Annotated in this window: 18 protein-coding genes; 17 read left to right on the top strand and 1 reads right to left on the bottom strand. The window is 42.8% G+C overall.

What is annotated here, in order from left to right:
* Positions 1-13: 13 nt before the first annotated feature.
* The 9 genes from leuB to yihA all read left to right on the top strand — a co-directional run bounded on the left by leuB (position 14) and on the right by yihA (position 12,224).
* A complete protein-coding gene (gene leuB, locus NPA43_RS12405; RefSeq protein WP_099726962.1) occupies positions 14-1,111 on the top strand; it encodes a 3-isopropylmalate dehydrogenase in 1,098 nt (365 codons plus the stop codon).
* A gap of 41 nt (positions 1,112-1,152) precedes the next feature.
* Positions 1,153-2,568 (top strand): 3-isopropylmalate dehydratase large subunit, encoded by a 1,416-nt coding sequence (gene leuC / locus NPA43_RS12400; RefSeq protein ID WP_099726963.1) that lies wholly within the window; start codon positions 1,153-1,155, stop codon positions 2,566-2,568.
* Positions 2,569-2,581: 13 nt separating this feature from the next.
* Positions 2,582-3,181: a 3-isopropylmalate dehydratase small subunit gene (gene leuD / locus NPA43_RS12395; protein ID WP_099726964.1), complete on the top strand. Its 600-nt coding sequence runs from the start codon at positions 2,582-2,584 to the stop codon at positions 3,179-3,181.
* Between the two features lie 125 nt (positions 3,182-3,306).
* The gene (gene ddcA / locus NPA43_RS12390) at positions 3,307-4,314 is read left to right on the top strand and encodes a DNA damage checkpoint antagonist DdcA (protein ID WP_099726965.1); all 1,008 of its coding nucleotides are present in this window, start codon (positions 3,307-3,309) and stop codon (positions 4,312-4,314) included.
* A gap of 240 nt (positions 4,315-4,554) precedes the next feature.
* Complete coding sequence (gene tig / locus NPA43_RS12385) at positions 4,555-5,829, top strand: trigger factor (protein ID WP_256498861.1); 1,275 nt, start codon at positions 4,555-4,557, stop codon at positions 5,827-5,829.
* Between the two features lie 251 nt (positions 5,830-6,080).
* Positions 6,081-7,346 carry an ATP-dependent protease ATP-binding subunit ClpX gene (gene clpX, locus NPA43_RS12380; RefSeq protein ID WP_256498860.1) on the top strand — a complete coding sequence of 422 codons (1,266 nt, stop codon included), beginning with the start codon at positions 6,081-6,083 and terminating at the stop codon, positions 7,344-7,346.
* 136 nt (positions 7,347-7,482) lie between these two features.
* Positions 7,483-9,144: an ATP-dependent protease LonB gene (gene lonB / locus NPA43_RS12375; RefSeq protein ID WP_249704996.1), complete on the top strand. Its 1,662-nt coding sequence runs from the start codon at positions 7,483-7,485 to the stop codon at positions 9,142-9,144.
* A 171-nt stretch (positions 9,145-9,315) separates the two neighbouring features.
* Complete coding sequence (gene lon, locus NPA43_RS12370; protein WP_099726969.1) at positions 9,316-11,640, top strand: endopeptidase La; 2,325 nt, start codon at positions 9,316-9,318, stop codon at positions 11,638-11,640.
* The gene (gene yihA / locus NPA43_RS12365) at positions 11,637-12,224 is read left to right on the top strand and encodes a ribosome biogenesis GTP-binding protein YihA/YsxC (protein WP_256498859.1); all 588 of its coding nucleotides are present in this window, start codon (positions 11,637-11,639) and stop codon (positions 12,222-12,224) included. The genes lon and yihA overlap by 4 nt, the downstream gene beginning before the upstream one ends.
* A gap of 44 nt (positions 12,225-12,268) precedes the next feature.
* Here yihA and NPA43_RS12360 read toward each other — a convergent pair whose 3' ends face one another.
* Positions 12,269-12,754, bottom strand: a complete 486-nt coding sequence (locus NPA43_RS12360) for a hypothetical protein (RefSeq protein WP_256498856.1) — start codon at positions 12,752-12,754, stop codon at positions 12,269-12,271.
* Positions 12,755-12,996: 242 nt separating this feature from the next.
* Here NPA43_RS12360 and hemA point away from each other — a divergent pair, with 242 nt between their 5' ends.
* The 8 genes from hemA (at position 12,997) to ysxE (ending at position 21,739) form a co-directional block, all read left to right on the top strand.
* Positions 12,997-14,364 carry a glutamyl-tRNA reductase gene (hemA, locus tag NPA43_RS12355; RefSeq protein ID WP_099727802.1) on the top strand — a complete coding sequence of 456 codons (1,368 nt, stop codon included), beginning with the start codon at positions 12,997-12,999 and terminating at the stop codon, positions 14,362-14,364.
* A 7-nt stretch (positions 14,365-14,371) separates the two neighbouring features.
* Positions 14,372-15,202 (top strand): cytochrome c biogenesis protein, encoded by an 831-nt coding sequence (locus tag NPA43_RS12350; protein WP_256498855.1) that lies wholly within the window; start codon positions 14,372-14,374, stop codon positions 15,200-15,202.
* Positions 15,203-15,239: 37 nt separating this feature from the next.
* A complete protein-coding gene (gene hemC / locus NPA43_RS12345; protein WP_099727800.1) occupies positions 15,240-16,175 on the top strand; it encodes a hydroxymethylbilane synthase in 936 nt (311 codons plus the stop codon).
* Positions 16,172-16,963 carry a uroporphyrinogen-III synthase gene (locus tag NPA43_RS12340; protein ID WP_230030521.1) on the top strand — a complete coding sequence of 264 codons (792 nt, stop codon included), beginning with the start codon at positions 16,172-16,174 and terminating at the stop codon, positions 16,961-16,963. The genes hemC and NPA43_RS12340 overlap by 4 nt, the downstream gene beginning before the upstream one ends.
* A complete protein-coding gene (gene hemB, locus NPA43_RS12335; RefSeq protein ID WP_099727798.1) occupies positions 16,960-17,931 on the top strand; it encodes a porphobilinogen synthase in 972 nt (323 codons plus the stop codon). Before NPA43_RS12340 ends, hemB begins: the two co-directional genes overlap by 4 nt.
* Positions 17,932-17,958: 27 nt before the next feature.
* A complete protein-coding gene (gene hemL / locus NPA43_RS12330) occupies positions 17,959-19,251 on the top strand; it encodes a glutamate-1-semialdehyde 2,1-aminomutase (protein WP_230030520.1) in 1,293 nt (430 codons plus the stop codon).
* A 132-nt stretch (positions 19,252-19,383) separates the two neighbouring features.
* Positions 19,384-20,670 carry a LysM peptidoglycan-binding domain-containing protein gene (locus tag NPA43_RS12325; protein ID WP_256498854.1) on the top strand — a complete coding sequence of 429 codons (1,287 nt, stop codon included), beginning with the start codon at positions 19,384-19,386 and terminating at the stop codon, positions 20,668-20,670.
* Positions 20,671-20,707: 37 nt separating this feature from the next.
* Positions 20,708-21,739, top strand: coding sequence for a spore coat protein YsxE (gene ysxE, locus NPA43_RS12320; protein ID WP_099727795.1), 1,032 nt, complete (start codon positions 20,708-20,710; stop codon positions 21,737-21,739).
* Positions 21,740-21,741 lie beyond the last annotated feature (2 nt).

Below are 21,741 nucleotides of genomic sequence, written 5' to 3'. Positions count from 1 at the left end.
GAGGAAGGTCCTCATGAAAAAGAAAATTGCACTTTTGCCCGGCGATGGAATCGGACCGGAAGTCGTAGCATCAGCAGTCGCTGTCCTGCAAGAAACAGCGGCTCAATTTCAACACGAATTTGAATTCGAAACTGCGCTCATTGGCGGTATAGCGATAGATGAAAAAAATAATCCGCTCCCTAAGGAAACAGTAGATGTGTGCAAAAGCGCAGATGCGATTTTATTAGGAGCAGTTGGCGGACCAAAGTGGGATCAAAACCCGCCAGAACTTCGCCCGGAAAAAGGCTTGCTCGCCATTCGTAAACAGCTGGACTTATTTGCAAATATCCGTCCTGTCAAAGTGTTCGATAGCTTAAGCGAGGCGTCGCCGTTAAAACAAGATCATATTAGCGGAGTAGATTTCGTCATCGTTCGTGAATTAACAGGCGGCCTCTATTTTGGTGAACCAAGCGAGCGCTATACGGATGATGAAGGAAAAGAAGCTGCTGTTGATACACTCCTTTATACAAAGGAAGAGATTGTCCGTGTATTAAAAGAAGCGTTCGACATGGCCTTAACGAGACGGAAAAAAGTGACGTCTGTGGATAAAGCGAATGTTCTTGCTTCCAGTAAACTATGGCGGGATGCGGTAGAAGAAGTTGCATCCCAATATCCAGAAGTTGCATATGAGCACATGCTCGTTGATAATGCCGCCATGCAGCTGATTTATAAGCCCGCTCAATTTGATGTCATTGTGACAGAGAATATGTTTGGCGACATTTTAAGTGACGAGGCTTCTATGATTACTGGTTCACTCGGTATGCTGCCATCTGCTAGTCTATCAAGCACAGGCCTTCATTTATATGAGCCGATTCATGGTTCAGCACCCGATATTGCGGGGCAAAATGTCGCAAACCCTCTGGCAACCATTTTGTCAGCAGCCAGCTTGCTTAGAACATCCTTTGCATTAGAAGATGAAGCGGCTGCAATAGAAGAAGCCGTGGAAGCTGTTCTTGCCTCTGGCAAACGCACAAAGGATTTAGCAGCAAAAGAGGGAACATATCAAACGACTGACGATATCACCACAGCAGTTGTAGACGCACTGAAAAAACGTGCGAAAACAATTGTATAAATAGAAATCTTGTTGAATTAGGTAGAGGGAGGAAAAGGGTTATGCCTCGAACAATCATCGAAAAAATATGGGATCAGCATGTTGTCAAAAGCGGCGAGGGAAAACCAGACCTTTTGTATATTGATCTGCACTTGGTGCATGAAGTGACATCACCTCAAGCATTTGAAGGATTAAGACAAAAAGGACGCAAGGTGAGAAGACCTCAAAACACGTTTGCGACGATGGATCACAACATCCCGACTGTGAATCGATTTGTGATCAAAGATGAGATTGCTAAAAAGCAGGTGAGTGCTCTAGAGCGCAACTGTGCTGAATTTGGTGTCCGTCTAGCTGACCTTCACAGTGTAGACCAAGGAATTGTCCATGTCGTTGGACCAGAGCTTGGTTTGACACTTCCGGGGAAAACAATCGTTTGTGGAGATAGTCATACATCAACTCACGGCGCGTTTGGTGCACTTGCCTTTGGGATCGGTACAAGTGAGGTTGAACATGTACTTTCCACACAAACACTTTGGCAGCAGCGTCCGAAAACACTAGAAATTAGAGTAGACGGAAAGCTGCAAAAAGGGGTAACTGCCAAAGATGTCATTTTAGCAGTCATTGGTGCACACGGCGTGAAGTTCGGTTCAGGTTATGTCATTGAATACACTGGGGAAGTATTCAGAAACATGACGATGGATGAGCGGATGACCGTTTGTAATATGTCGATTGAAGCAGGCGCAAGAGCAGGATTGATTGCACCTGATGAAGTCACCTTTGAATATTGCCGCGGCCGCAAATATGCACCGCAGGGAGAAGACTTCGAAGCAGCCATTAAAGAATGGGAAGAACTTAAAACAGATCCGGGTGCAACCTATGATAAAACGATTGTTTTAGATGGGAATGAGATTTCACCAATGGTCACGTGGGGAATTAACCCAGGGATGGTGCTGCCTGTGGATGCATCGATCCCGGGACCTGAGGATTTTGCACAAGAAGATGATCAAAAAGAAGCGCTCAGAGCTTACGAGTACATGGGTGTTCATCCGCATCAGCGTATTGAAGACATTACGATCGAGCATGTCTTTATCGGCTCTTGTACGAACTCAAGAATGACTGATTTACGCCAAGCAGCTTCTATGATTGAAGGACAAAAAGTAGCTGATCATGTCAGAGCGATTGTGGTGCCTGGCTCTCAAAGTGTCAAACTGCAAGCAGAAGAAGAAGGTCTTCATGAAATTTTCCTTGAAGCAGGCTTTGAATGGAGAGAATCTGGCTGCAGTATGTGCCTCAGTATGAATAATGATGTGGTGCCAGAAGGCGAACGCTGCGCGTCCACGTCAAACCGTAACTTTGAGGGGCGTCAAGGGAAGGGTGCAAGAACCCATCTTGTCAGCCCGGCAATGGCTGCAATGGCTGCAATACATGGCCGATTTGTCGATGTCAGGAAGTTTAATCAAGAGAAAACAGTCGTGTAAGGAGTTGTCATAGATGGAGCCTTTAGTCACTCATAAAGGGAAAGCCGCTGTGCTTAACCGTATAAATGTAGATACAGATCAAATTATTCCGAAGCAATTTTTGAAAAGAATTGAACGAACAGGATATGGCCGGTTTGCCTTTTTCGACTGGCGGTATTTAGCCGATGGCAGCCCAAATCCTGATTTCGAGCTGAATCAGCCGATTTATGAAGGAGCATCCATTTTGATCGCAGGAGAAAACTTTGGCTGCGGATCATCAAGGGAACATGCCCCTTGGGCACTTGATGATTATGGTTTCAAAATTGTCATCGCACCATCATTCGCAGATATTTTTCATCAAAACTGCTTTAAAAATGGGATGCTTCCGATTCGTCTTGATTATGATGTGTGGAAAACATTCGCAGCATCATATGAGTACAAAGGGTATGAGATGACGGTTGATCTGGAAAAACAGCAGATTCAAGACCATGAAGGGAAAATGACCCCTTTTGAAGTAGACCCTCACTGGAGAGAAATGCTCCTGAATGGCTATGATGAGATTTCATTAACGTTATTATTAGAAGATGACATTCAGGCATTTGAAGAAAAGCGCAGCAGCTGGCTGCGTGCATAAACAACGAGAAGCCGTCCGACCGAGGTGTGACGGCTTCTTTTTTGCATGAAAACCTCTCGTTACTTGTGTTTACTAACCTTCGTTGGTAAACTGATAAAAAATATGCGCCCGAAAGGAACGTAAGCATGAAACATGACAAGAAGAAAGATAATGTCATTTTGTTTCCTGGTCTGAAAGAAAGACTGATTGAAAAAGGAATGGCAGCATTAAAAGATAAACAGTATCAAGAGGCGCTTCAGTTATTTTCAGAAGCGAAATCTTATGATGACGATGAAGAATCCGATATTCACCTCGGCATGGCGATTTGTTTTCTGGAGCTGGGTGAGCTGCAGGATGCAAAGCGTGTTTGTGAAAAGATGTTAAATGAAGGGTATGGACACTATTTCACCGTGCTTCAAGTGTATATGACCATCTTAATTCAGCTGAAAGAATACGAGGAAGTCAAACAGACGATTGAGGCTGTACTCGAGGAGAACCACCTTCCAGCAGAAAGCGCGGAGCATTTTTACAAGCTGCTCGAATTTAGCAGGAAGATGATTGAATCGCCTGAAGAGATCTTAGACGAAGACGAGAGTGATCGCGGTGAAATCAATATAGATGATATACTGGAGCGGCCAGAAGAGCAGGTGCAGTTCATCCATTCATTGAAAGACCGGAATATTACACCGCATATGGGTCTATTAAATACGATCTTACAAAAACCGGATGGAAACCCTTTGGTCAAATCCTTGATCCTGCAGCTTCTGTCAGATCATGATGTGGCAAAGCCGGTTCATGTGACGAAATTCGGTGATTCTTTAACACTTGTTCCTTCTGAGGCTGTAAAGCCAGAGCAGATGCCGCTTCTTCAGCAGGTCCTGCGTATGCTCGATGACACGCTCGGCAATGAGAACCCAACCCTTTATCAAGGCGTGGAGGAGTTATGGCGCCGGCACTTATTTGTGCTTTACCCATTTCTTCCTAAATACACAGATCCGAATCTTTGGGCTGCGGCTCTTCATAAAGTCGGCTATGAAATGCATGGGATTGAGATTGACCTCGAAGAATTGCATCTATTGTATGATTTTAATGAACGAGAGCTGAGAGAAGCTTGCACAATGCTGAAAGATATTGAAGAAATTTCTTATTTGTAATTTGTCGATTTAGTTGAAAGACGGACTTGTTATGTTATAATATAATGGTTGTATTTGTGCATATATAGTGCAGTTGTAAGATTCCAACGGTTGAAAGACGATATGTATAATCAAGTCAAATGTTGTATACATAATACCGCTTCTTTAGCAGAGTGCGTGGTTTTTGATTGGACGAAGTCTTTATGATGCTTTAGAATGTAACAACGCACAATCTGAATAGATTTTTGGAGGGAAACACACATGTCAGTAAAATGGGAAAAACAAGAAGGTAACGAAGGTGTCTTAACTGTAGAAGTTGACGCTGAAACATTTAACAAAGCACTTGATGATGCATTTAAGAAAGTGGTCAAGCAAGTATCTATTCCTGGATTCCGTAAAGGGAAAGTACCACGTGGTCTTTTCGAGCAGCGTTTTGGTGTAGAATCTCTTTATCAAGATGCATTAGATATTCTTCTTCCAGTTGAATATCCAAAAGCAATCGACGAAGCTGGTATCGAGCCAGTTGACCGCCCTGAAATCGATGTTGAGAAAATCGAAAAAGGCGAAAGCTTAATCTTCACTGCAAAAGTAACAGTGAAGCCTGAAGTGAAACTTGGTGACTACAAAGGTCTTAACGTAGAAAAAGACGATACAACTGTCACTGATGAAGATGTACAAGAAGAGCTAAAAGCACTTCAAAATCGTCAAGCTGAGCTTGTTGTCAAAGAAGAAGGCACAATCGAAAACGGCGATACAGTTGTTCTTGATTTCGAAGGATTCGTTGATGGAGAAGCATTCGAAGGCGGAAAAGCTGAGAACTACTCTCTTGAAATAGGTTCTGGTTCATTCATCCCTGGTTTCGAAGAGCAATTAGTTGGTCTTGAAGCTGGCGCTGAAAAAGACGTAGAAGTGACATTCCCAGAAGAATACCATGCTGAAGACCTTGCAGGTAAACCAGCTGTATTCAAAGTGAAAATTCATGAAATCAAAGCAAAAGAACTTCCAGCACTTGACGATGAGTTTGCTAAAGATGTTGATGAAGAAGTAGAAACTCTTGCTGAATTAACTGAAAAAACGAAGAAGCGTCTTGAAGAAGCAAAAGAAAACGAAGCAGAAGGAAAACTTCGTGAAGAGCTAGTAGCGAAAGCTTCTGAAAATGCGGAAGTTGACGTCCCACAAGCGATGGTTGACACAGAGCTAGACCGCATGATGAAAGAATTCGAACAACGTCTTCAAATGCAAGGGATGAACCTTGAGCTTTACTTCCAATTCTCTGGTCAAGATGAAGATGCGCTGAAAGAGCAAATGAAAGAAGATGCTGCTAAACGCGTGAAATCTAACCTAACACTTGAAGCAATTGCTGCTGCAGAAGACTTACAAGTGTCTGACGAAGAAGTGGAAGAAGAACTTTCAAAAATGGCTGAAGCATACAACATGCCAGTTGAAAATATCAAACAAGCGATTGGATCTACTGACGCAATGAAAGAAGATCTAAAAGTTCGCAAAGCAATTGATTTTCTTGTAGAAAACCGTTAATATGGTGCATAATAATAAAACAGGGCGCGAGTGACTCGTGCCTTGTTTTGTACAATTTTTGACTTATCATCGCTTCTTTTGGAAACGATAGTGTAAGTCGCATCTTTCTGTCATACATATCTCAATATGCAGTGTTAGAAACACATCATTACCGTCTTTTAGGAAAGTATGGTAAAATGCATACATACTGGACCCAGAAAGGTAGCTGACTGCTAGCTACAGGCAAGTGAAGAAGAATAAGGGGTGAAAGAATGTTTAAATTCAACGAGGAAAAAGGTCAATTAAAATGCTCGTTTTGCGGAAAAACGCAAGATCAAGTGCGTAAACTGGTCGCAGGACCTGGCGTATATATATGTGATGAATGTATCGAGCTTTGCACGGAAATAGTTGAAGAAGAGCTCGGCACTGAGGAAGAAGTTGAATTCAAGGATGTTCCGAAGCCTCATGAAATTCGGGAGATTCTTGATGAATATGTCATCGGACAAGAGAATGCGAAGAAATCCTTAGCTGTAGCGGTCTATAACCACTATAAACGGATCAATTCCAACAGCAAGATTGATGATGTTGAGCTTTCGAAAAGTAATATTTCTATGATTGGACCAACAGGAAGCGGTAAAACATTACTTGCTCAAACGCTTGCTCGTATTTTAAATGTTCCATTTGCGATTGCAGATGCAACATCATTAACTGAAGCAGGTTATGTTGGTGAAGACGTAGAGAATATTTTACTAAAGCTGATCCAAGCAGCGGATTATGATGTAGAAAAAGCGGAAAAAGGCATTATCTACATCGATGAGATCGATAAAGTAGCAAGAAAATCAGAAAACCCTTCTATCACTCGTGATGTATCTGGGGAAGGTGTACAGCAAGCCCTTTTGAAAATTCTTGAAGGAACAGTTGCTAGCGTACCGCCTCAAGGTGGACGTAAGCACCCTCATCAAGAATTCATTCAAATTGATACGACAAATATCCTCTTCATTTGTGGTGGAGCCTTTGACGGCATTGAGCAAATCATCAAACGCCGCCTAGGTCAAAAAGTCATTGGATTCGGTGCGGATAATAAAATCGAAGACCTTGAAAAAGAAGTCCTTCTATCAAAAGTACTGCCGGAAGACTTGCTTCGCTTCGGTTTAATTCCAGAATTCATCGGTCGTCTGCCGGTTATTGCAAGTCTCGAGCCGTTAGATGAAAAAGCACTTGTAGAAATCTTGACAAAGCCTAAAAATGCGCTAGTCAAGCAGTATACAAAAATGCTTGAGCTAGACGATGTGGAGCTTGAGTTTGAAGAAGATGCTCTCAGCGAGATTGCGAAAAAAGCAATTGAGCGTAAAACAGGAGCTCGTGGTCTTCGTTCCATCATTGAAGGCATCATGCTTGATGTGATGTTTGACCTTCCATCTCGTGATGATATTGAAAAATGTGTCATCACTGGTGAAACGGTTGCCGATGCTGAACCGCCGCGTCTTGTGTTAAAGGACGGCACAGTCGTTAATAAAGATACAAAAACATCTGCATAAGAGAAGTGATCACTCCTGAATCTTTTTGATTCAGGAGTTTTTTATTTATCGTGGAAGACGTGTTTATTCCGTCCAGCTCTAGGAAATACTAGCAGACAGAAACCATACATACGATAGATGAAGGAGGGAGCACCGATTGAGCTGGACAGGAATCGTACTATTCATACAGCTGTTCTTTGGTATCGTCATCGGGCTGTACTTTTGGAACTTACTGAGAAATCAGCGCACACAAAAGGTGACGATAGACAAAGAATCAAAGAAAGAAATGGAAGCACTCAGAAAGATGCGATCGATCAAATTGAGTGAACCTTTATCAGAGAGAGTCCGGCCAAAGGGTTTTCAAGATATTGTAGGGCAGGAAGACGGCATTCGTGCACTAAAAGCGGCACTATGCGGACCTAACCCTCAGCATGTCATCGTCTACGGACCGCCGGGTGTTGGAAAAACAGCCGCTGCCCGTCTAGTCATGGAAGAAGCGAAGCGTCATGCTGATTCTCCGTTTAAGAAAGATGCGGTGTTTGTAGAGCTTGATGCCACAACAGCGAGATTCGATGAACGAGGCATTGCAGACCCCTTAATTGGCTCCGTGCATGACCCGATTTACCAAGGGGCAGGGGCAATGGGACAAGCAGGCATTCCGCAGCCGAAACAAGGAGCAGTCACGCATGCTCATGGCGGGGTTCTGTTTATAGATGAGATTGGAGAACTGCATCCAATCCAAATGAATAAAATGCTGAAAGTGCTTGAGGATCGGAAAGTGTTTTTAGACAGTGCCTACTACAGTGAAGAAAATACCCAAATCCCAAATCACATTCATGATATTTTTCAAAATGGGCTGCCGGCTGATTTTAGATTGATTGGTGCCACCACAAGAACGCCGGACGAAATTCCACCAGCGATTAGATCAAGATGTTTGGAAATATTCTTTAAAGACCTTGATCAGCATGAGCTGAAAATCGTCGCTGCCAAGGCTGTCCAAAAAATTCAAAAGGAATTAAGTGAAGAAGGGCTAAGCCTGTTAACCTCCTATGTGAAAAATGGACGTGAAGCGGTCAATATGGTGCAGATAGCGGCTGGTATGGCTATCACTGAAAACCGAAAAGACATCACGATAGCTGATGTAGAATGGGTCATTCATTCAAGCCAGCTGACGCCAAGGTATGAACAAAAAGTACCGGAAAAGCCAAAAGTGGGGGTAGTAAATGGCCTTGCCGTTTATGGACCAAATAGCGGCGCCCTGCTTGAGATTGAAGTGAATATATGTAAGGCGCTGGAAAAAGGCAGTATCAACATTACAGGTATTGCAGAAGAGGAAAGCATTGGCAACCAGTCTAAATCCATCAGACGAAAAAGTATGGCCAAAGGCTCGGTTGAAAATGTATTAACAGTACTTAGAAACTTAGGCATACGCACAAATGAATATGATATCCATATTAATTTTCCAGGCGGTGCCCCTATCGATGGGCCGTCTGCTGGGATTGCGATGGCCACCGCGATTTTCTCAGCCATTCATCAAATCCCGATCGATCATCTAACCGCCATGACGGGTGAAATTGGATTGCAAGGTCAGGTGAAGCCGATCGGTGGAGTGATACCGAAAATTAAGGCAGCCAAACAAGCTGGTGCCAGAACAGTGATTATCCCTTATGATAACCAGCAGTCGATCTTAAAAGAGATTGAAGGGGTCACCATTGTGCCTGTGAAGCACTTCCAAGAGGTGCTGGATCAGTGTCTGGTCAACCCGCCAGACGAGAAGAAAGATGGACTAGAAGAAGAAATGAAAAGAAAATCTGTTTAATCCCCATCACATATGGGGATTTTTTAATGAAATAGATCTTTTTTTCTTTTTCAAGATAAAAAGAAAGGGTATACTACGATAAGATCATCATTTCTCAGGTCTTTTACATTGTACAAGACTGAAACAGGTATATTATAATGATTCATACTAGTGACGGAGGTGTCAATCAACATGGCAGATGAAATCAAAAAGAATGTTCCGCTCCTTCCATTGCGAGGTTTGCTTGTTTATCCAACAATGGTCTTGCATTTGGACGTTGGACGCGAGAAGTCTGTTCAAGCATTAGAACAGGCAATGATGAACGATCATATGATTTTTCTAGCAACGCAGCGGGAAATTTCAATAGACGAACCAGGTGAAGAAGAAATTTTCAAAGTCGGCACCTACACAAAAATTAAACAAATGCTGAAGCTGCCAAATGGAACGATTCGTGTACTCGTTGAAGGCTTAAATCGAGCACAGATCGAATCATATGTGGAGCTAGAGGACTATACGTCAGTCGATATTAAAGAATTGGCAGAAGAAGAATTAAAAGACGCAGAAGCAGAAGCACTCATGCGCACTTTGTTAGATCACTTTGATCAGTACATAAAAATTTCAAAAAAAATCTCAGCTGAAACATACGCAACGGTGACGGATATCGAGGAGCCGGGAAGAATGGCAGATATCGTCGCTTCTCACCTGCCGCTCAAATTAAAAGACAAGCAAGAAGTACTGGAAACAGTAGATGTCAAAAAACGGCTGAACCGGGTGATCAGCCTGATCCACAATGAAAAAGAAGTACTGGAGATTGAAAAGAAAATCGGACAGCGTGTCAAACGTTCAATGGAACGAACGCAAAAAGAATATTATTTGCGTGAACAAATGAAAGCCATTCAAAAAGAGCTTGGAGACAAAGAAGGAAAAACAGGTGAAGTCAGTACATTAATGTCTAAAATCGAAGAATCCGGCATGCCGGATTCTGTTCGTGAGACTGCGTTAAAAGAACTGAATCGTTATGAAAAAATCCCTTCAAGCTCTGCTGAGAGCTCTGTGATTCGAAATTATATTGATTGGCTGATCAATCTTCCGTGGGGCATCTATACAGAAGATCGTCTAGACTTAAAGCTTGCAAGCCAAATTTTAGATGATGAGCACCATGGGCTGGAAAAAGTGAAAGAACGTGTGCTTGAATATCTTGCTGTACAGAAGCTGACAAATTCATTAAAAGGACCGATTCTTTGCTTGGCAGGACCTCCTGGAGTAGGGAAAACGTCACTTGCAAAATCCATTGCAAAGTCACTTGATCGAAAGTTTATCCGGATCTCTCTTGGCGGTGTACGTGATGAATCTGAGATTCGTGGACATAGAAGAACATATGTAGGTGCGATGCCGGGCCGTATCATCCGTGGTATGAGTAAGGCAGGCACCATGAATCCCGTGTTCCTTTTAGATGAAATTGATAAGATGTCCTCTGATTTTAGAGGGGACCCGTCATCTGCTATGCTTGAAGTGTTAGATCCAGAGCAAAATCATAACTTTAGCGATCACTATATTGAAGAGACATTTGATTTGTCTCAAGTGTTATTTATCGCCACTGCCAACAATTTAGCAACCATTCCAGGTCCACTTCGTGATAGAATGGAGATTATCACGATTGCAGGGTATACTGAGGTTGAAAAAGCAGAAATTGTGAAAGATCACCTTCTGCCGAAGCAGCTAAAGGAGCACGGATTAAAAAAAGGGAACTTACAGCTTCGTGAAGCAGCGATTTACGATATGATTCGCTATTACACTAGAGAAGCAGGAGTTCGCGGATTAGAGCGTCAGCTTGCGGCGATATGCCGTAAAGCGGCAAGAGCGATTGTGGCTGAAGACCGCAAACGCATCACGGTGACGGAAAAGAACTTATCTGAATATCTCGGAAAAAGGCTTTACCGTTATGGTCAGGCTGAAACGACAGATCAAGTGGGCGTTGTCACAGGACTTGCGTATACTACAGTTGGTGGAGACACCTTATCCATTGAGGTATCACTCTCGCCGGGTAAAGGCAAGCTTTTGTTAACAGGTAAGCTTGGTGATGTCATGAGAGAATCTGCGCAGGCGGCATTCAGTTATATTCGTTCGAAAGCAGATGAACTGAACATTGATCCTCATTTTAATGAAAAGCATGATATTCATATCCATGTTCCAGAGGGTGCGGTTCCAAAGGACGGGCCATCAGCTGGTATTACCATTGCGACGGCTCTTGTATCAGCACTCACAGGACGTCCTGTGTCAAAAGAGGTTGGTATGACAGGAGAGATTACGTTAAGAGGAAGAGTGCTTCCGATTGGCGGATTAAAAGAAAAAGCATTAGGCGCACATCGCGCAGGGCTGAAAACCATTATTCTTCCGAAGGAAAACGAGAAGGATATTGATGATATTCCTGAAAGTGTGAGACAAGGACTAACCTTTATCCCAGTCTCGCATTTAGATGAGGTGCTTGAGAAAGCGTTAGTAGGAGAGGGAAGATGAAAGTAACAAAATCAGATATCGTCATTAGTGCGGTGAAACCAGAGCAGTACCCGAGCGGGGGACTGCCTGAAATCGCTCTTGCTGGACGATCAAATGTTGGGAAGTCCTCGTTCATTAACTCATTAATCAATCGTAAAAATTTAGCACGTACGTCTTCTAAACCAGGAAAGACCCAGACGCTTAATTTCTACATTATTAATGATATGCTCCATTTTGTGGATGTTCCGGGCTACGGCTTTGCCAAAGTATCAAAAACAGAGCGTGAAGCTTGGGGCAGAATGATCGAAACGTATATTACGATGCGTGAAGAATTAAAAGCAGTTGTACAAATAGTGGATCTGCGCCATAAGCCATCAGTAGAAGATGTGAACATGTATGAATTCCTTAAATATTATGGAGTTCCTGTGATCATCATTGCGACAAAGGCGGATAAAATTCCAAAAGGCAAATGGGAAAAACATGCGAAAGTCGTCAAACAGACGCTCGACATTGACCCATCAGATGAATTAATCTTATTCTCTTCTGAAACCAAAAAGGGAAAAGATGAAGCCTGGAATGCGATTCTTGCAAAGATTAACAGCTAGAAGAAAGGCATCTGCACATAGCAGATGCCTTTTTATTGTATAAGTTATTTCCTTTTTAAAAATAATAAGAGGAGACTGACAGCAATCAGTACATAGGGCCAGTACAATTCAAAGCCGGAAGTAGGGATAGAGAGTGAGCTAAGCTGTTTTGTAATTTGCTGAAAGAAATAAAGAAACAGACCGAGTGCAATTAAAGCAGCACTTTCTATACGGTATTCCTTTTTCTGAGATGATTTCATCAAAAGCGCAAGGCCGACGATGAACACAATCATCGTAAATGTGTCTGGCCAATGGTCCAATTTCGGCTGAAGGATAAAGTGTAGCGCAAGGCCTGTCATGAGCATACCGATAAACACATGAGAGGTTTCCTGCTCCTTCTTTCCTTGATATAAGAAAGCAAGGCCAAAAAGCAGTACAAGTGTATACCATTTCTCCTGATCCTTCCAAATGTCAAATTGACCTCCTGAGAGAATGGCATATAGCGCTACAGCCAGCAAAGTGAGCGGCAGCAAAATGGATTTCTTCTTCAAAGATGTCACCTTCTTTTAAGCAGATCATTTGTCCGCACGCGCCAAATCTGGTAAATTGCTTGAAGTGATGATATGGCATAATCGATGTCGAACATTTTTCTACTATATCACAACATTTTTGAAATCTGTTCACAATTTTTATCCAGTTAAAAATGAATATATGTTATAATCATTATAAATAATAAATTCTATATTATAATTATTATAAATTAGACAGGGCGTTGGGGGTGCAAGCTGAAGTTATGCATATTCTTGTTGTGGGTTTAGATTATAAAACAGCCCCTGTTGAGATACGGGAACAGCTGAGCTTTGAACCGAGCGAGCTCGGAGCAGCGATGTCCAAGCTTAAAGAAGAAAAAAGCATTCTAGAGAATATCGTCATCTCAACATGTAATCGAACAGAGATCTACGCAGTTGTAGATCAGCTTCATACTGGTCGGTTTTATATAAAAAGATTTTTAGCAGATTGGTTCGGTTTAGAAAAAGAGGATGTCTCTCCATATTTGAAGTTTTATGAAAACGATGGAGCGGTTGAGCATTTATTCCGTGTGGCCTGTGGACTTGATTCCATGGTGATTGGTGAAACACAAATACTCGGTCAAGTGCGCTCCAGCTTTAAAACAGCTCAAGAGGAGAAGACGATTGGTACCGTTTTCAATTATTTATTTAAGCAGGCGGTCACCGTTGCAAAACGCTCTCATGCGGAAACAGATATTGCGTCTAATGCTGTGTCTGTCAGCTATGCAGCTGTCGAGCTTGCCAAAAAAATCTTTGGACGTCTTTCTGATAAGCATGTCCTTATTCTTGGTGCGGGTAAAATGGGCGAGCTTGCAGCACAAAACCTTCAAGGCCAAGGAATTGGTCAGGTGACGGTCATTAATCGAACGTATGAGAAGGCAAAAGAATTGGCCGGACGTTTTTCAGGAGAGCCTAAAAGCTTAAACCAATTAGAAAAAGCATTATCTGAAGCGGACATTGTGATTAGCTCGACTGGTGCTAAACAATTTGTGATTACAAAAGAAATGGTCGAAGGTGCGAATAAAAAGCGGAAAGGCAGACCTCTATTCATGGTGGATATTGCAGTACCGCGTGATTTAGATCCAGCCATTTCTGAAGTAGAAGGTGCTTTTTTGTATGACATTGATGACCTTGAGGGCATTGTGGCAGCCAACCTAAAAGAGCGCCGTGCAGTGGCTGAAGAGGTGGAACTCCTCATTGAAGCTGAAATTGTGGAATTTAAGCAATGGCTTAATACGCTTGGTGTTGTTCCTGTCATTTCTGCTCTAAGAGAAAAGGCGCTCACGATTCAAGCGGATACGATGCAAAGCATTGAACGAAAGCTTCCAAACCTCACACACCGTGAAATGAAGCTGTTAAATAAACATACGAAAAGCATCATCAATCAAATGCTGAAAGATCCTATTTTAAAGGCAAAAGAAATTGCCGGGGAGCCGAATGCAGAAGAAAAACTTTTACTCTTTAAAGAAATCTTTGATTTACAGGTTGAAGATGAAGAGCAAAAGGAAGAGCCTGTACAGGTAGAGCAAGGGTCATTTCAGCTGTTCAAACCAAATATGGCACAAGGCTTTGCTACAGTTGCCAGTGAGTGATTAAGCGATGATGGAACCCATTGTAGCGAGACTCAACGAAGCGACGATCTTGATCTATGCACTCAGTGTCTTGTTCTATTTCATAGATTTTCTTCAACACAACCGGAAGGCTGGAAAAATGGCTTTCTGGTTGCTTTCTATTGTCTGGCTGCTGCAAACAGTCTACATGTTCTATATTATGATGGAAACAGACCGATTCCCTGTGTTGAATGTAGCAGAGGGGTTATATTTTTATACGTGGGTGCTTGTGACACTTTCACTCGTTCTCACAAAAGTATTGCGCGTTGAGTTTATTGTCTTTTTTACAAATGTAATTGGTTTTTCCATGATGGCGATTCACACCTTTACACCATCTGATCTCCATTCGGCGGAACTGGCGGGGAAGCTGACGAGTGAACTGCTCGTGATTCATATTACGATGGCCATTTTATCATACGGTGCCTTTTCTCTTTCATTTGCTTTTTCGCTTCTCTATCTCTTTCAATATCGTTTGCTGAAAAAGAAAAAATGGGGAAAATGGCTTTTGAGAATTGAAGACTTATCCAAGCTTGATCATATGGCGTATGTCTTAAATATTATTGGTGTGCCAATGCTTTTGCTTAGTTTAATTCTCGGCATTATTTGGGCATATATTTCGTATGATACGTTGTACTGGACAGATGCAAAGGTGCTTGGTTCGTTTATTATGCTGTTTTTATACGGCTTTTACTTATATATCAGATTGGTGAGAAATATGCAGGGCAAAATCGTGGCACGTTGGAATGTCGCTTCATTTTTTGTGCTGATGATCAATTATTTTCTGCTTGGTAGCTTATCAACCTTTCATTGGTTTCAATAATGATGAGTCTTAAGGGCATTGTCGGGAGGAAGACGTAATGCGTACAATTAAAGTAGGTTCTAGACGAAGCAAACTTGCGATTACACAAACAAAATGGGTCATTCAAAAGCTGTCTGAGCTAAACCCTTCTTATTCTTTTGAAATTAAAGAAATTGTAACCAAGGGTGATCAAATTTTAGATGTGACCTTATCAAAGGTTGGCGGAAAAGGGCTATTTGTCAAAGAGATTGAACAGGCGATGCTGAACCATGACATTGACATGGCGGTGCACAGCATGAAAGATATGCCGGCTTCTCTTCCGGAAGGTTTAGTCATCGGCTGTATTCCTGAGCGTGAGGATGTGCGGGATGCACTGATTTCAAAGGATCATCTCCGCCTTCATGAACTGCCAAAGGGAGCCATTGTGGGAACGAGCAGCTTACGGCGCAGTGCCCAGCTTCTTCAGGAGAGACCAGATCTTGAGATTAAATGGATTCGAGGAAACATTGACACAAGACTTGAGAAACTGAAAAATGAAGAATATGATGCCATTATTCTAGCTGCTGCCGGCCTGTCCAGAATGGGATGGAGCAAAGAGGTCGTGTCGGAATTTTTATCTCCTGATACTTGCCTGCCTGCCGTTGGACAAGGCGCGCTCTCGATCGAATGCCGCGGAGATGATGAAGAGCTATTGCAGCTCCTTGCTCAATTTACGAATGAATATACGAAGAAAACGGTCCTCGCTGAAAGAGCCTTCCTCAAACAAATGGATGGAAGCTGTCAGGTGCCGATCGCTGGCTATGCAACGATGAATGAGCATGATGAAATTGAACTGACGGGTCTTGTGGCATCTGCTGACGGGCACATGATTATTCAAGAAACCGTAACAGGCACTGACCCTGAGGCAATTGGTACAGCGTGCGCGAAGCAGATGGCTGATAAGGGAGCAAAGGATTTGATCGACAAGGTGAAAAAGGATCTGTCTTCCCAATGACGATAGCCAAATCGCTTTACGGACAGACGGTGCTTGTCACTCGAAATGAACGTCAAGCGGGTGTGTTTCAGCAGAAAATTGAAGCACTGAACGGTCATGCAGTTTTAACCTCTCTTATCAGGTTTGAGCCTACGCTCACACAAGAAAAAGCGAAGGCATTTTTAAAAGACTTAGAAGCAAGCCATTGGCTTGTTTTCACGAGTGTAAATGGTGCGTCTTTTTTTCTTAGTTATATAGAGGAGCATCATTTACATAAGAGCTTATCCCACTTGAAAGTAGCTGCTGTAGGTGAGAAAACATCTGCCTATCTTGAGCAGCATGGCTTCAAGGTTGATGTGGTCCCAGAACGATTTATAGCGGAAGAGCTGGCAGATGCCTTACTTGACCATGTGCTCCCGGGAGAGCGTGTATTTGTAGCAAAAGGCCACCTGTCACGAGATGTGGTGAAGCAAACCCTCGTTCCGCTTGGCATAGAAGTAAAGGAATGGATTTTATATGAAACAGTCAAGGATGAGGAGGGAATTGCCGCCCTCAAATCGGCAATGATGGAGCAATCATTTGATTTTATAACATTTACGAGCTCATCCACTGTTCATTCATTTATGCATGCCATGGAGGCAGATGTAGTGAAGTTAGCTGCATCTGACACTTGTTTTGTGACGATAGGTCCTCTTACAAAAGAGGCACTGCTTCAATACGGGATTTCATCAGAAACCCCAGATATTTATACGATAGACGGGATGCTTGATTTGATGTGCCATCTATCTGAAAGGAAGTTGAACCAATGATGAAATTTAATAGACACCGCAGATTGCGTACAAGCGCAGGAATGAGAGAATTAGTCAGAGAAACTTTTTTAAGACCATCTGATTTCATTTATCCGATCTTTTTTGTTGAGGGAGAAAATGTCCGGAAAGAAGTGCCTTCAATGCCGGGGGTATATCACATTTCGGTGGATCTTGTGAAAGAAGAAGTGCAAGAGCTTGTGGATCTTGGCATTCAATCCATCATTGTATTTGGTGTACCAGATCATAAAGATCATGTGGGTAGTGAGGCGTATCACGATCATGGCATTGTTCAAAGAGCAACGCTTGAGATCAAAAAGCATTTCCCTGAGCTTGTTGTCATTGCAGATACTTGCTTATGCCAATATACAGATCATGGACATTGTGGAATCGTTGAAGATGGCGAAATTTTAAATGATGAATCTCTTCAGCTTTTAGCAAAAACAGCTGTTAGCCAAGCGCGTGCAGGTGCAGATATCATCGCTCCTTCAAACATGATGGATGGCTTTGTTATCGCAATCCGTGAGGCACTTGATGAAGCTGGCTTTATTCATGTGCCTGTGATGTCATATGCCGTGAAATACGCAAGTGCTTTTTACGGTCCGTTTCGTGATGCAGCGCATAGTACACCGCAGTTTGGAGATCGTAAAACGTATCAAATGGACCCTGCAAACCGTTTAGAGGCACTGAGAGAAGCGCAATCTGACGTCGAAGAGGGGGCTGACTTCCTGATTGTCAAACCATCTCTTTCTTATTTAGATATTATGCGTGATGTGAAAAATGAATGTACACTCCCTGTTGTCGCTTACAATGTGAGCGGAGAGTATGCAATGGTTAAAGCCGCAGCTCAAAATGGCTGGATTTCTGAAAAAGAGCTTGTACTTGAAATGCTGACAAGCATGAAACGTGCAGGAGCAGAGTTAATCATTACGTATCATGCAAAAGATGCTGCAAAATGGCTCTCAGAATAAAGAACGGATAGACAGGAGGACGTTGAAATGGGACGTAGCTATGAAAAATCTAAGCAAGCATTTGAAGAAGCGCAGCATTTAATGCCTGGTGGTGTCAACAGCCCCGTACGTGCATTTAAATCCGTCAACACAGACCCGATTTTTATGGAGCGAGGTAAAGGCGCAAAGATATACGATATTGATGGAAATGAATACATTGATTATGTCTTATCATGGGGACCGCTCATTTTAGGACATACGAATGACCGTGTGGTTGAAAGCATTCAGCGAGTAGCTGAACAAGGTACAAGCTTCGGTGCTTCTACTTTAGTTGAAAATGAGTTAGCTAAGCTTGTATCAGAACGAGTTCCTTCCATTGAGGTTATTCGGATGGTCAGCTCTGGAACAGAAGCGACAATGAGTGCACTTCGTCTAGCACGCGGCTTTACAGGCAGAAATAAAATTGTGAAATTTGAAGGCTGCTATCATGGCCACGGTGATTCTTTGCTCATTAAAGCTGGTTCGGGTGTGGCAACGCTTGGACTTCCAGATAGCCCTGGTGTCCCTGAAGGTACGGCAAGCAATACGATCACCGTTCCATACAATGATTTAGAAAGCATCAAAGTCGCTTTTCAAGAATTTGGAGACGACATTGCAGGTGTCATTGTAGAACCAGTTGCAGGAAATATGGGCGTTGTCCCTCCGCAAGAAGGTTTCTTGCAAGGATTGAGAGACATCACGGAGCAATATGGCTCTTTACTCATTTTTGATGAGGTCATGACAGGCTTCCGTGTGGATTATCACTGCGCGCAAGGCTATTTTGGCATTACGCCTGACCTTACATGCCTTGGCAAAGTAATCGGAGGCGGTCTCCCGGTCGGCGCTTATGGCGGAAGAGCGGACATTATGAGACAAATTGCGCCAAGCGGTCCGATTTATCAAGCAGGAACGTTATCTGGTAACCCGCTTGCGATGACAGCAGGCCTTGAAACATTAAAACAGCTGACACCTGAGTCTTATGAAGAGTTTAGACGCAAAGGAGATCGTTTGGAAGAAGGAATTTCGAAAGCGGCGAAAGCACATGGGATTCCATTAACATTTAACCGTGCAGGTTCCATGATCGGATTCTTCTTTACGAACGAACAAGTCGTAAATTATGATACAGCGAAAACAGCTGATCTCGCTTTATTCGCTGAATTCTACAAGGAAATGGCTGACCACGGCATCTTCCTTCCACCTTCTCAATTCGAAGGGCTGTTCCTATCAACTGCTCATACTGATCAAGACATCGAATATACGATTGAGACAGTGGAAAAGGTTTTTCAAAAACTACGTCGATAAACAAGAGCCGATATGGAGACATATCGGCTTTTTGCTTTGCATAAAACCAATCATATTTTCACCGCCTCCCACATACACCTGTATTGACATCTAATTTTATTTTGAAGGATTAGATGAAAGGAGGACACCGACTTGTCTCAAAACAATCGATTACAGTTTTCGGTAGAAGAATCCATTTATTTCAAAAACGGACAGGAAGTCAGTGAGCTGCTGTCAATTTCTCTCGATCCTGACATTCTCGTTCAAGAAGTGAATGATTATGTTTCCATTAGAGGTTCACTCGAGCTAACAGGAGAATACAACATAAATCAAGAGGAGCAATTGGGTGAATCCAGTTCCTATGCATCATACAGGCAAGCTGATGAGGTGAAGGTAAGAGAGGACGGAACAGCCGAGCTTCTGCATCAATTTCCAGTTGATATCACCATCCCTAAGAACAAAATCAGTCATTTAAATGATGTGTTTGTGTTTATTGATGCGTTTGATTACCAGCTGACAGAAAGCCGTTTGCTCACCATTCAGGCTGATCTAGCGATTGAAGGTCTGTTAGATGAAGAAACGCCTCGAGTGCCTGTAGAGGAGCCTTATGAATTTGTCTATCGTACTGAAGAGGAATATGGTGATGTGACCTATGAATATCAGGCGCAGCCGGAACATGAGGAACAAGAAGAGCTGCAAAGCGATGAACGTCAGGACTATGAGGAACAGGCTGCATTACAAATTGAAGACGTACGTACCGAACAAGAAGATCATGAAGAAGAGGAAGAAATTGAAATAGAGCAGTTGAGTATGGAAGAAGAGGAAGAGACGGAAGAATTGGAAGAACGGGAAGAACCGGAAGAACCGGAGGACCAAGCAGAAGCAGTGACACTTGGTTATCGCTCCTTCCCCGAAGCTCAGGTGCTAGAGCCGCCATTTTTTGAACCGCCTAAGCTATTAGAAGAAGAGGAGCGAGATGAGACGTTCTTTGAGGTGGAAGTGAGAAAAGACCCTGAAGCAGCTGAAGAGCAAGAAGAAACGATTCCAGCTTATCCGGCATTTGAACCACCTGCTTATCATATGGAACCGGTGCAGGAGGAGCGGGATGACACTTACCAAATAGAGCGATTATATGAACGGGAAGAACCAAAGGTGTATGAGTCTGCCCAAGAAGCGGAGGAGCCTGAAAATGAAGTGAGAGAAACGTCTGGCAGTGAGAATTCTCTTTATTTAACGAAGCTGTTCGCTAAGCAGGAGGAGGAAGATTTTTCTCGCATGAAAATTTGTATAGTACAGCAAGAAGATACGGTCGATCGCATTTGTGAGCGATATCAGTTGAATGTGCAGCAGCTCCTTCGAACGAACTCATTATCGGTCGATGCGGAGCTTGAAGAAGGGCAGGTTCTATATATTCCTGAATATCAAAAAAGCAATGCATAGCAAGCGATGACCGACCGAGAAAATGTGGTGAGTGAACGTGGATGAAATTCAATCTGTCCTATACGAATACGGGCTTGAGGCTGAATACATTGAACCTGTCAGTCCTGCTGTCGTCAAGGTGTATACAAAGCAGGGTGTATTTGCACTAAAGCGAGTAAAAGCAAATCGACAAATGCAGTTTACAGAGCAAATGCTTGAATTAGAATCAAAAGGATATCGCTCCTTTGTGCCGATTTATCGGACGAAGAGCGGTTCCTTTTTCTCAAGTCATCGGGAAAGCCAGTACGCATATTATCTCATGCCATGGCTGACGAATGAAAAGAGAGAAGAGCAGGACGATAAACATGAATATTTATTTCAAGAGATTGCAAGACTTCATAAACGAACTGAAGTGATGATGGACATCACAGAGCAAGAAATTGAAGCTCACTACACACAAATCAAGGCCAAATGGGAAACAGAGAAAGACATGTATGAACGATTCATAGAGCGGGCAGAGCAAACTTGGTATATGTCGCCATTTGAGCTGGCCGCTGCTATGTATTTTTCAGAAGCTATGTCTGCCAGTGAATTTGCGCTTGAACGATTAGAGGATTGGCACGAGGAAATGAAAGATCAAGAGACAACACGTGTTGTGTTAAATCATGGACAATTATCGATCCATCACTTTTTGTATAATGATGTAGGAACAGGACATTTCACCAACTTTGAGCGGTCCAAAAAGGCCGCCCCCATTTATGACCTTCTGACCTTTTACTTTCGGACATTCAAAACCTATCCTACGTCTTGTCCTGAATGCACTTCCTTGTTTTATACGTATCAAAAAGGAAATCCTCTTCGGGAGGAAGAGCTTCATTTGTTCTTAAGCTACCTTGCTTATCCGCAAGGTCTGTTTGATACGGTGAAAGCCTATGAAGCAGGCGGGCAGGATGAGATGGAAAGCTGTCAGCAGCTATTAAGAGCGTATTGGCAAATGAAAAATTCAGAGCCGACCGTCATGAAGATTCACGAGATTGAGCAGGCTAGACGCCTTGAAGAAGAACAAAACGCCTCGTCATCAGCAGAATGACG

The organism is Bacillus pumilus, from assembly GCF_024498355.1.
Taxonomy (GTDB): domain Bacteria; phylum Bacillota; class Bacilli; order Bacillales; family Bacillaceae; genus Bacillus; species Bacillus pumilus_P.
The sequence above is the reverse complement of the archived record's forward strand: the minus strand, read 5'-3'. Positions and strand labels throughout refer to the sequence as shown.